This is a genomic window from Lysinibacillus sp. Bpr_S20 (assembly GCF_023337835.1).
In the GTDB taxonomy this organism is placed as follows: Bacteria; Bacillota; Bacilli; order Bacillales_A; family Planococcaceae; genus Lysinibacillus.
Map to the genome: position 1 here is coordinate 185,814 of NZ_JALNLQ010000008.1, position 11,670 is coordinate 197,483.

At 33.4% G+C, this 11,670-nt stretch carries 12 protein-coding genes; 9 read left to right on the forward strand and 3 right to left on the reverse strand.

The annotated features are described in order from the left end of the window. Nucleotide 1: 1 nt before the first annotated feature. A complete protein-coding gene (locus MWJ95_RS24725; protein WP_368858275.1) occupies nucleotides 2-229 on the forward strand; it encodes an ABC-three component system middle component 6 in 228 nt (75 codons plus the stop codon). Further along, nucleotides 220-1,905 carry a hypothetical protein gene (locus MWJ95_RS18635; protein WP_249106916.1) on the forward strand — a complete coding sequence of 562 codons (1,686 nt, stop codon included), beginning with the start codon at nucleotides 220-222 and terminating at the stop codon, nucleotides 1,903-1,905. Before MWJ95_RS24725 ends, MWJ95_RS18635 begins: the two co-directional genes overlap by 10 nt. 262 nt (nucleotides 1,906-2,167) lie before the next feature. Here the strand turns inward: MWJ95_RS18635 and MWJ95_RS24730 are convergent, their stop codons facing one another. Continuing rightward, a complete protein-coding gene (locus MWJ95_RS24730; RefSeq protein ID WP_481817362.1) occupies nucleotides 2,168-2,278 on the reverse strand; it encodes a hypothetical protein in 111 nt (36 codons plus the stop codon). A gap of 392 nt (nucleotides 2,279-2,670) precedes the next feature. Here MWJ95_RS24730 and MWJ95_RS18640 point away from each other — a divergent pair, with 392 nt between their 5' ends. The 6 genes from MWJ95_RS18640 (at nucleotide 2,671) to MWJ95_RS18665 (ending at nucleotide 9,010) form a co-directional block, all read left to right on the forward strand. Further along, nucleotides 2,671-3,312: a hypothetical protein gene (locus MWJ95_RS18640; RefSeq protein WP_249106917.1), complete on the forward strand. Its 642-nt coding sequence runs from the start codon at nucleotides 2,671-2,673 to the stop codon at nucleotides 3,310-3,312. 58 nt (nucleotides 3,313-3,370) lie between these two features. Continuing rightward, the gene (locus tag MWJ95_RS18645; RefSeq protein ID WP_249106918.1) at nucleotides 3,371-3,931 is read left to right on the forward strand and encodes a hypothetical protein; all 561 of its coding nucleotides are present in this window, start codon (nucleotides 3,371-3,373) and stop codon (nucleotides 3,929-3,931) included. A gap of 411 nt (nucleotides 3,932-4,342) precedes the next feature. Continuing rightward, nucleotides 4,343-5,503: an acyltransferase family protein gene (locus tag MWJ95_RS18650; protein WP_249106919.1), complete on the forward strand. Its 1,161-nt coding sequence runs from the start codon at nucleotides 4,343-4,345 to the stop codon at nucleotides 5,501-5,503. A gap of 536 nt (nucleotides 5,504-6,039) precedes the next feature. Then, nucleotides 6,040-6,990, forward strand: a complete 951-nt coding sequence (locus MWJ95_RS18655) for a DUF4822 domain-containing protein (RefSeq protein WP_249075430.1) — start codon at nucleotides 6,040-6,042, stop codon at nucleotides 6,988-6,990. A gap of 179 nt (nucleotides 6,991-7,169) precedes the next feature. After that, a complete protein-coding gene (locus MWJ95_RS18660; RefSeq protein ID WP_249075431.1) occupies nucleotides 7,170-7,883 on the forward strand; it encodes an N-acetylmuramoyl-L-alanine amidase in 714 nt (237 codons plus the stop codon). A 71-nt stretch (nucleotides 7,884-7,954) separates the two neighbouring features. Further along, on the forward strand, nucleotides 7,955-9,010 hold the full coding sequence (locus MWJ95_RS18665; RefSeq protein ID WP_249075432.1) for a P-loop NTPase: 1,056 nt from the start codon (nucleotides 7,955-7,957) through the stop codon (nucleotides 9,008-9,010). 44 nt (nucleotides 9,011-9,054) lie between these two features. Here the strand turns inward: MWJ95_RS18665 and gerD are convergent, their stop codons facing one another. Further along, a complete protein-coding gene (gerD, locus tag MWJ95_RS18670) occupies nucleotides 9,055-9,654 on the reverse strand; it encodes a spore germination lipoprotein GerD (RefSeq protein ID WP_249075433.1) in 600 nt (199 codons plus the stop codon). A gap of 152 nt (nucleotides 9,655-9,806) precedes the next feature. On the opposite strand from gerD, the gene MWJ95_RS18675 reads away from it, so the two are divergent. Further along, nucleotides 9,807-10,481, forward strand: a complete 675-nt coding sequence (locus tag MWJ95_RS18675) for a KinB-signaling pathway activation protein (protein ID WP_249075434.1) — start codon at nucleotides 9,807-9,809, stop codon at nucleotides 10,479-10,481. Nucleotides 10,482-10,721: 240 nt separating this feature from the next. On the opposite strand, the gene MWJ95_RS18680 is transcribed toward MWJ95_RS18675, so the two are convergent. Further along, entirely contained in the window at nucleotides 10,722-11,378 is a 657-nt protein-coding gene (locus MWJ95_RS18680; RefSeq protein WP_249075435.1) for a hypothetical protein, read from the reverse strand. Nucleotides 11,379-11,670 lie beyond the last annotated feature (292 nt).

The window sequence follows — 11,670 nt, forward strand, 5'->3', positions numbered from 1 at the left end:
GATGATAATTGACAGAGACTCAAATCCTAAAGATACCGTATACTACATCTCAGCATGTATATTAGAAATTATTTCTCTAAACAAGCACAACGTTGAGGGCTTATACGAAACTTTAAAGAGGCGATACAATGACTCCCTTGAATACACAATCTATTTACTTTCATTGGATTTTCTTTTTCTTATTGATAAAATTTCAATTAGTAAGGAGGGATTTCTAAATTGTTCATAAAGCGTTTGATTATTAAAGAAACAAAACCTGCTCAAGAAATCATTAGAGAAATTCCTTTTGCTAAGGGAATGAATTTTATTGTTGATGCTGGAAAAGATCAGGAAAAGGGAAATAGTGTTGGGAAAACGACTATTTTAAAGTTGATAGATATATGTTTGGGAGCAAGAGACAGGAAATATATTTATTATGATGATGAAACAAAGCAAACAAATGAGATACTAAAAAACTATATTATTGACAACAAAATTAATGTTGAATTGATGGTTGTTGAGTCTTTCGACGAGGAAGATTCAAACGGGCATATTCTTTCTGTGGATCTTTATCCTCGAGGTAAAAGATATATCAATGGTATAGAAGTGAATCAAAATGATTACTGGCTACAACTTAATGAGATTTTCTTTTCTAATTTGGCTAATTATCCTACATTTAGACAGTTGATTAATATGTTTGTTAGAATAGATCAACGGGCAGACAATAATAAGTTCCTTAAATTTTTGGATAGAACTAATGATGTAACCTATGAGAATATTTATTCGTATCTTTTTGAGATGCAAGATCAGGTAGTAAGTAACCATATTTTTGATTTGAGAAAAGAAATCGCAGAGAAAAATAAAGAAATAAAAAACTTTATGTCTATAAACAATTTTAAATCTATAGATAGTGTCAATCAAAAGGTAATTTTACTGGAGTCGACTATTGATGAATTAAATAATCAAATGAACACATTAGTGAATTCAAGGAAATTCAAAGAAAATGAAGAAAAGATATCTGAAATAAAAATTATGTACGCTGATTATAGTGATCGGATTGATGAACTTTTATTTAAAAGAAAGAGAATCAAAGATATTCTTGTGGATGCTGAACAGGAAATAGAGGATGCCATTGACAAAGAGGTTCTAAGAAATTTATATAATGAAACTTTGGAAGCAATGGGTGAATTGCATAAGGAATTTGAAGACTTAGTAAAGTTTAATGATGAACTTATGCATAATAAAATAAGATATTTTAATTCTCAGTTAGAAAAGATAGAAGAAAAAATTGTTGTTCTTGAAGAAGATAAGAATCGACTGTTTGAAAAGCATAAGAATGTAATTATGTTAATAGAAGAAAATAAAATTGATGAGTACACTTCATTGCAGAATAAACTAGCGGAATATAACGAAGAGCTGGGGAGTAATAAGAACATTAGATCAATTTATAATCTTTTAGAGAGTCGGGTAGCGGAGCTTGGTGAAGAATTAGAAGAAACTGAAGGTGAAGCTGCTATTAAGGAAGATTCGTTGTCTATCTTTAATAAATATTTTTCCCAATATAGTGAAAAGACTAATGGAGAACCCTTTATGCTCTATAAAGCAGAAAAAGGCTTTCCTTTTGGTATCGATTACGTAAAAAGGGGATTAAGTACAGGTACGAGGAAATCCATTATTGCTGCATTTGATTTAGCCTATCAACAATTAGCTAAGGATTTGGAGAAGAAAGTCCCCAATTTTATAATTCATGATGTAATAGAAACTATCGACCAGGTGGCTCTAAAGGCGATTATCAATATCGTGAACTCTATAGAATGTCAATACATTGTAGCAGTTCTAAAAGAAAAAGTTCAAGATAATGATTTATTACAAAAATCAAATATTGTAGTTACACTCTCTGAAAATGATAGGCCTTTTAGAATTTAAACGGTTAAATGAAACTTTTAGGAAACTGTATTCAACTAACGTCCATCATTTTTGTTCAATCATTATTATCAATACTTTTACATACAGCTTTATCCACTTGTAATTGGGTAGATTGTTGATATGAAAGGATTCCAATGGATTAGATATACTTAAAAATTTTTAAATATATTTCTCAAAAAGTTAATCAGTTCCTTATTGCATCAACATTTACAAAGGTTTTTTGGTTCAAATCAGCTTGAACCTCATAAAGAACTTAACAGATTTAGAGCATCAGCATCTTGCTGGTGCTTTTTGGTGTTAATTGCATATAACAACTTTTTGTTGTTTGAATATTTATGTGTCCTAATCTTTTTGAAACATAAGCAATATCTATATCTTGAGCAAATAAAAGTGATACGTGTGTGTCTCTTAGACCGTGAAAAGTCGTTTTTTAATACCTGATTCCGTTAAATTCAAATTCCGCTAATTTTTCTCTATTTTCATTATCTTCATATAGAATAAATGATGGTTCAAGATTGATATACTCCTAAATCAATATTTTCAGTTTTCAAAGTATTATAATAATTCAAAGAGCTTTGCCTATTTGGGTAAAGTTTTTTGGGGTCGAAATTAGAAAATCTATCTTCTCAAAGTAAACAGTTATTTTATTGGATTAATTTGGATTTATAGTGTAAAATTATGCAAAAAATTAGATTCTAAATAATTTGTCCGTAAAGGAATAAAAATTAATACAACAGATTAAAAATATGGGAGTGAATAATTAGAATGGAAACTAAATTCAATTTTACTAATCTTCTTGGAGTATATTTGGAAGGCCTAGATTCAGAAGATAAAATGACTGCTTTTGAGATCAAAATTAATAACGGCAGATTTGTTTTTATGATGTTTCTTTCGGAAGAGGATTCAGCCAGAAGAGACGATCTTTACATACATTTGAGACGAATTAACAAAATTATCAAACTCAAAACATATGGAAATCATTTGAAGGGGGATTTTGAAGTTTGGATAAAAGAGAAAGAAAAAGAGGTTATCATTTCTGAACTCGATCTACAAAGGAATGGCGCCACGTTTAATTTCGAATCATTTCTTGAGCAACTTAACGACAAAATCCCTAATTCAATACCTAAGGAAGAGAAAATAGCAACGATAAGGGCTAATAAAGGTGTAATTAGTGAATTAGGTATTGATGAGAATGATAAAATCATACTCATTGGAACAAGGCATTTATCGATTGGCACACCACAAGATAAAACTTTGCGAAAACTCTATGTTCATACGGACAGTGAGCTAGAGGTAATTGAGGAGTTTATAAAACGTTTAAAGGAAACAAACAGTACGGTTGCATGGACAACTGAAGATAATAGGAAGAACGCCCCGAACATAAGAAATTTAATAAGTGGCTTGTAGTTTATCGTTTTTAGTTTAGAAGTGGGATAGAAAAAATAACAGATAGGGGGAGGGTAATATGAGTTCAATTTATGTAAAAAATTTAATTAACACAGTCATTGAAAAATCGGTAAATAAATCATGGAATACTGCTGTATTGGAATGGGAAATTGATGATGTTATTGAAGATGAAAATCATGAATCTTCTTGTATATGTGGCAAAGAAAATATTAGATATTTATTTACAATTAAGAATATCAATAATCAAAACACGTTATTCCCTATTGGAAGTTCTTGCATTAAGAAATTTGAGCGTGAAGATTTAAATGAACTTACATTAGTTAACGAAAAATTGTTTAAATTATTTCATGCTGTTAAAGCAAATGCATTTATCACATTGGATTCTAAATACTTCTCAAGAAAATTATTAAAGTATATGTTTGATCAAGGTGCATTCCCCCCTAATCAGTACAATAAATATAATGGAGATAAAGATTACGATTTCATGCTAAAAATGTTTAATATGAGGGGCGAGCCATCTGAAAATCAGTTAAAAAAAATAAGAGCTATCATTTTGAATTCTATAAAACCATATCTCATACAATTACTTAATGATAAGGTTGCGAAAAAGAGCTTTTAGATTCAAGAATAATATGTTTATTTAAAATGCGAATTATTTACGTAACAACAATAGAAAAGTAAAAAGAAATGTATTCAACTAGCTTCTATAATAATGATGGTTCAAATTGGTTTAAGTCGTATCAATTTTCATACAGATTCATACCTTTATATCAATTTATAATTTTATTAGTTATTGATATGAAAGGATTTAAATGGATTGCTTATACATGAAAAATGTGTTCGTATTTCTCAAAATGTTAATCAATTCCTTATTGCATCAACGTTTACAAAGGTTTTTTGGTTCAAGTTAGTTCAAGTTGGTTCAAATCGGCTTGAACCTCATAAAGAACTTAACAGATTTTTTCCTAAAGTGGTAATAAATACATTGATATTATCTCAGTGTAACTTCTAGTGGGAAAGGAGTTTATAGGTGAAAAAAGAGAGTGATCGTTTATATTTCATCGATAATTTAAAAATAGCTTTAATTATGCTTGTAGTAGCTCACCATGCTGGACAAGCTTATGGACCAGGTGGTTGGTGGTATTTTTTGGATGATGAATCTATCAATTGGTTGGGCAGATTTTTCTCTGTAAATGCAGCATTTTTTATGAGTTTGTTTTTCTTTTTATCAGCCTATTTTCTCCCCCAATCAATCTCAAGAAAAGGGCCGAAACGGTTTTTAAAAGAACGGCTTATTAGAATTGGTATTCCATTACTACTGGGATTTCTCGTGATGATTCCTATTCTGATGTATTTATATTACATTAATTTCAGAGATTATGAACCCATCCCATTATTTCCTTACTATGCTAATATATTTTTTGGACTTGGTAATGAACCCGCGAATTGGACTGGGCCATCATGGCCTGATATGCAATTTGGCCATTTATGGTTTTTAGAGCATTTACTTGTGTATGCGATTGTGTTTTCGGTCTGGACCTTCTTTACATCTAAGAAATTCACACAAAAGTCTGATAGAAACATTAAGGCTTATCAGATTCTCTCCCTGTGGTTGGTCGTTAGTTTAGTGACTTTTATTACAAGGATATGGTTTCCTATTGATCATTGGACAGCTTTTTTAGGATTTATTCAAACTGAATTTGCACATGTACCACAGTATGTGACTTTCTTTTGTTTAGGCATTATGGCTTATCATCGCAAATGGTTTTTAACTATGAGTGCGAGAGCAGGATACATCTGGCTTGTTATTGGAATATTAATAGTGACCATTTTGTATTTTGGAGGAAATACGATAGATCCTTTTCTTTTAAAGGGTGGACAAAACTTCGGTTCGTTGGCTCGATCATTAATTGAGACGTTACTGTGTATTTCACTTGTAATCGGTCTTCTAATTTTATTTAGAGAGAAAGTTAACGGCGCTAATCGTTGGTCAAAGATGTTAGCAAACAATGTATTTGTTGTTTATTTCATCCATGTCCCAGTAGTTGTCTTCCTTCAATATACATTGAATGACCTACCAATATCAGTCTGGACTAAATTTCTTATAACGGTATTTTTAGGAATCATTCTAAGCTTTTTGCTAAGTCATTTTGTATGGCGAAAGATTCCATACCTCAAAAAAATGATGTAAAAGGAAATAATTTTTAGATAAGTGAAAAAGCCAGCATTAATGCTGGCTTTTGTCTTAATAGGATAATGATGTGTCATAAAAATAATGGTTCTTGTTCAACGGGTGCTTTACTTTAATAAGCTCCATTATTAAATGTCTTTAAATGTACACATAGCAGTGGAATATATTAGCAAAATGTATTCAACTAACATTGGTTCAAATCGGTTCAAGTAATGTCAATTTCAATCCTTTGCCATACATTTTTATCCATATAACAATTCCCAAAACGTTGATATAAATGGATTATGATGTATTCAATACACTTAGAATATATCTGTATATTTCTCAAAACGTTAATATCGTTGTTATATCAACGTTTCAAACCCTTTCTCGAATTTTCGAGAAAGGGTTTTTTTGTGGAAAATGCTGCGCTTTGGTTCTTTAAACTTACGAGCACAGTTTTGTCTGGAATATTAATAGCCATTGAGATGTGTATTTTAGATAGAAATGGCTGATACTATTTTTAGGTTGTTTATTCTGAAAATGGAGGTCAATAGATGAAAAAGCTATTAATATTATCAGTTGCAGCAATGGCACTTCTTGGTGCATGTCAAAATAAAACTGACGTGAAAAAAACCGAGGAAGTAAGAACAGGAAATACGGCAGCTCAAAGACAGGTAGAAATAACAGACGGTCAAGCGAATGCCAAAATTCTTAGTAGTACAGACTGGCAAGCCACAAAAGTTTACGATAAAAATAATAAAGATTTAACTGCAGAAAATTCAAATTTACTTGGTCTTGCGAAATATGACGCTGATTCAGGTCGCTATGAATTCTTCGATCCAAATACAGCTGGAAGCCTCGACGATAAAGGAATTTTCTTTATTACAAATGACGGAAAGCGTAGAATATTGATCTCAGAAACGAAAAATTACCAAGAAATTGTGGATATTACTAAGCTAACGAATGCAAGGTTCACTTATAAACGGATGGGGAAAGATGCAAACGGTCACGATGTAGAAGTATTCGTTGAGCATACTCCTTATAAGGAAAGACACCTAACATTTACAGCACCAGATAAAACTTTAAATCATTCTACAGGCTCTATTGTTAAGGACATAGATGGAGATAATATTTTAGCTGATACGCTGTGGCAAGGGACAGTTGTATTAGATATCAACAAAAATGATGTAACAAAATATAATACAAATTTTATTAGCATTGCAAAATATGATGCTAATACGAATAGATATGAATTTTTCAGTCCTGAAACAGGTAAAAGCCGCGGTGACTATGGTTACTTCAATGTGATCGATGGAAATAAATTAAGAGCTCATGTTTCTATTGGCGAAAATAAATATGGGGCTGTGCTCGAAATTACTGAGTTAAATAATAAGAAATTCACGTATATAAGAACTGGTAAAGATAAAGATGGTAAGGACATACCAATATTCGTTGAGCATGAACCTTATACGGGTAAGTTTAAACCAGAATTTACACTCAAATAAATGGATCAATGCCATAGGAATATCTTTTAGGGCTCTCACTTGTAATTCTCGCAGCTACTGAGAGAAGTTACAGTCTCGAACACAATTATGTCGAGGTGTAAAGTGAGAGTTTTTTTTACTTTCTGGCATAGTTTAATCACTAACTTCGTACACTAAATGTAAAAGGGTGGTGGATATGGGTGAAGCGCTGGCTTGCACTAGGAGTAATTATGCTAATGAGTATAGTGGTCGTGGCATATGAAACGAATGCTTCGAACCGAAACTTCTTCTTACCGGACCCACTTGGTGGCATAAAAATTGTCATTGATGCGGGGCACGGAGGTCAGGATGGAGGGGCTTCTAAGGGTGAAGTAATTGAAAAGGATATTACACTTGCAATTGCCCAGCATGTGGAGAAGCAATTGAAGAAAAAAGGCGCAAAAGTCGTGATGACGCGTACAAAAGATGGAGACGTTATCGATGAACATGCGTCATCAGAAAAGTTTGGAACATTGAGAGAGCGCAAAAAGCAGGATATCTTTTTAAGAAAAGACATTGTAGAAAAAGAAAAACCGGATATTTTTATTACCATTCATGCAAATGCCATTCCTGAAACAAAATGGCGTGGGGCACAGGTGTTCTATCATCAAGAAGGACATGCTGAAAGTGAATTTTTAGCAAAGAGCATTCAAGATTCCATTCGCACTAATTTGAAAAATACTGACAGGGAAGCAATGTCTATAAAACAAATATATTTACTGAAAAAAGCTGAGGTACCTGCTGCACTAGTAGAAACAGGGTTTATAAGTAATGATGAGGAACGCGCACTTTTAACTGATAAGAAATACCAAGAAAAAATGGGAGACGCCATTGTTGAAGGTATAGAAGAGTATTTATTAGCTAAAATTGAATAGAGCAACAACACAACGTAAATCAACTCATTATGATATACTAACATTGAGATAATATAAGGGGAGTGTTCGTCGTGATAACTGAACAACAAGTACGAGAAATACTGGGACAACTACAAGATCCATTTTTACATAAATCATTTGCAGAAACAGACGGTATTACAAACGTAGCGATAAAAGAAGAGAAGAATCATGTCAGTGTAAAAATTGCGATTGCTAAAACAAATACACCTGAACAATTACAGCTACAAATGAAAATTGTTGAAGTTTTGAAAGAAGCCGGTGCAAATACAGTTGGTATTCGTTTCGAAGAGCTGTCAGCAGAAAAGCTACAGAGCTTCCGTGGCGTAGCAACTGAGGCTGAGGCACAAGATATTTTATCGCCATTGAGCACAGTACAAGTTATTTCAATTGCCTCTGGAAAAGGCGGTGTAGGGAAATCTACAGTATCGGTTAACTTAGCTGTTGCATTAGCTCGCCTTGGCAAAAAAGTTGGCTTGGTTGATGCTGATATTTATGGGTTCAGTGTGCCTGATATGATGGGTGTTACTGATATGCCTAAAGTGGTAGACAATCGAATTTTCCCTGTGGATCGTTTAGGAGTAAAGATGATTTCAATGGGCTTCTTTGTTGAAAATAACGCACCGATTGTATGGCGTGGACCAATGCTAGGTAAAGTGTTAGATCAGTTCTTCCGTGATGTAGAATGGGGCGAGTTAGACTATCTACTATTGGATTTACCACCAGGTACAGGTGACGTTGCATTGGATATTCACCAAATGCTTCCTTCATCTAAAGAAATTGTCGTAACAACACCACACCCAACGGCAGCGTTCGTTGCTGCTCGTGCAGGTGCAATGGCTTTACAAACAGATCATGAAATTTTAGGTGTTATTGAAAACATGGCATGGTATGAATCGAAATCAGGTGACCGTGAATTCGTATTCGGTCAAGGTGGAGGACCTAAGTTAGCGGAAGAGCTACGTACAGAACTACTTGGACAAATTCCTCTTGGTCAACCTGACTGGTCAGAAGAAGATTTTGCACCTTCTGTTTATGCTGAAAAACACACAACAGGACAAACATATTTAGACATCGCGACGAAAATCATCAGTAAATTGAATAAATAATGAAAACGGATTTCCTCAAACAATGGAGGAAATCCGTTTTTACATTACTGAGTACCTTTTTGCTCATTACCTGTCTCACCACCGCCAGCTTCTTTTTTACCACCGCCAGCCTTACCTGTCTCGCCACCGCTCTTCTTAATAAGCTCCTGCCATTTCGTTTGCATAAGCGGACTTTCAATCGTCTCCTTGACGACTTCCTCCATTTGTTTTCTCATATTGGAGGATTTTAGAATAGTCTCTAATTGCTTTTGCATATCTGGTTGACCAAAGAAAGCCTCCATATCTTTTTGGAAAGTGGGGTCTTTTATTAATTCCTTCATAATATCCTGTTGTTGCTTTTGCATACTTTTAGCAATGGTTTCCTTAAATTTTGGATCTTCAAAAGTTTTCTTCCAAAAGTCTTCTGCTTCTTTGGAAAGCAAGGTAGCCTCAGTAGCCTTTTTCACTTCATCATGTTCCAAAACTAATAATTCACGGAAACTTGGGTCCTCTAAAAGCTTTCGCAACGCCTTTTTACCATCCTCAGTTTGTAAAGAGTCGATCATTATTTTTTTTATTTCTTCATAGGACATGGTAGAAGCTTTTTCTTGTGAACAGGCAGAAAGAAACACCATTAGAATTAGTAGTAAGAAGATTTTTCGCATCAATAATCAGTCCTTTCTATAGATAGACTCTTTCAATTATTGTTCACATTTATGATGACTTTATGTATTGGTTAGGATGAGAAATAGCTTTTTTAACAATGCATTGTTAAAATAAGTACAGATATACATAAGAAATTGGGGGACTTTTAGTTGTGACGATACGAAATTGGGCAAAGTTTTTCTTCTTTGCAATGCTCGTTGGTGGCGCAGTCAACGGAATTTGCAGTTTATTTATTCGATGGGATTTCTTCCAACCATATATAACAAACGGTCACTGGGGTGAATTTTTGGCTGGGCTTTTATGGATGGTTTTCTTAGGGTTTACAATGAGTGTTATTGCACAAGCGGGCTTTTTTGCTTATTTAACAATCCATCAAGTGGGGGTTAATATTTTTAGAACACTTACATTATGGAATTGGGTACAGCTAGTATTAATTGCTATTACTATTTTCGATATTATATTTTTCCGATTTATTCCAGGTGTAAAAGATGGTCAAAGTTGGGTATTCTATAGTGTTTTGTTAATTTCATTAATATTCAGTGCAATAGTAACGGCTATTCAAAAAGTAAAATTAACAGGAAAAAAACATGTTTTCATTTCGGCATTATTTTTTATGATTGTTGTTACTTCGCTAGAATGGACAATTGCATTAATGGGTCGCGATGAAAATATTAACGAGTATGTTGCACTATTACTATTCCCACTACTCGCTGTAAATGCTTATCAATTATTAGTATTACCAAAATATAATGCAAAATCCGAAGAAGATCGTCAAAGATTAGAAGCACGTCGCAAAGCTCGTCGTGAACAAGCTAAAAACGCATAATAATTTAACTTCTTTTAGCAAAAGAATCCCACCTCTATAGTGTGAGATGAATGCGGATTTAAGTTACTTTTCAGCGGGTGTTCAAACATCCGCTAAAAGAAGTTAAAGCCTCCGGCGGATGTCACGGAATCGGAAAGGAGTACTTTGTGCAAGCACAAAGCCGTTTCCGGACGCAATTATGCCGAGGCATAATTGATAAAAAGAAGTTGCCTCTGTAACACGTTGGAGGCAACTTCTTTTTTACGGTGATTTTTTAGTTTGAACTTTATAGCCGAATATATTTTCCTCAATCGACATAAATTTATTTTGTTGTAGAAATGTACTCATCTCTTTAATCGAGATTTTGTTATTTTGGTGTAAAGTCATAAACACAAAATCTCCCTTTTGTAATTTAGGTGTCTTCTCACCTTTCCAGATTAGAGAGGGAGAAAGTATATTTATCTGCTGTTGAAATAAGTTGTTTTGTAAATCCTGCGAATACTGGTGATTTCGTGTTGCAAACCAAAGTGGTATTTCTTGAAAATGCTTTTCGTAAATTTTTATATCTTTTTGAACGACGGCAAGATCAATTGGTTTATCCACTGAATCCTCAGACCCTAATAGTCCTGTAGGTAGTTTTCGCTCTTGAATTACTTTCAGGTGATCAGGTGAACGTTCAATCCATGCTGCATCTAGCAATAGAAGCGGATAAGGTTCTTTTACAGTTTTAAGCCAGTCCAACAAGGCTTCATCAGAGAAAGAAATTTCGACAATAAGTGATGTACCATAGTGTCCTTTTGTCACAACTGCTGGAGCATCGGCAATGTTAAATACAGAAATCATAGTAGAATTTATAGGTTTTATAAAGACAAACAGTATTACGATGAAAATCAGTGAAATCAACGTTTTGCGAACCATTATAACAACCTCGTTTCTATGTTTTTAAACGAAAAAATAAAGTCCTTAAAAAAACTTATGATTTAGTGTTGACTTTCATGAACAATCGATGTTATTATGTATAAGTCGCCAAGAGGTGACACAGTAAATTAAAAAAATGAACCTTGAAAACTGAACAAGCAAAACGTAATCAATAAAGTTTTTAGTAGCTAACCTTGAGTTGGTGAACAAAACAAAATTTTGGACATCAAACATGATGCCAGCAAAACAATTTGAGCTAATCAAATTTCTTTTTATGGAGAGTTTGATCCTG

Coding starts and splice junctions, on each gene's coding strand:
- MWJ95_RS24725 (WP_368858275.1), top strand. CDS start 2: ATGATAATTGACAGAGACTCAAATCCTAAAGATACCGTATACTACATC.
- MWJ95_RS18640 (WP_249106917.1), top strand. CDS start 2,671: ATGGAAACTAAATTCAATTTTACTAATCTTCTTGGAGTATATTTGGAA.
- MWJ95_RS18645 (WP_249106918.1), top strand. CDS start 3,371: ATGAGTTCAATTTATGTAAAAAATTTAATTAACACAGTCATTGAAAAA.
- MWJ95_RS18655 (WP_249075430.1), top strand. CDS start 6,040: ATGAAAAAGCTATTAATATTATCAGTTGCAGCAATGGCACTTCTTGGT.
- gerD (WP_249075433.1), bottom strand. CDS start 9,654: ATGCGAAAAATCTTCTTACTACTAATTCTAATGGTGTTTCTTTCTGCC.
- MWJ95_RS18680 (WP_249075435.1), bottom strand. CDS start 11,378: ATGGTTCGCAAAACGTTGATTTCACTGATTTTCATCGTAATACTGTTT.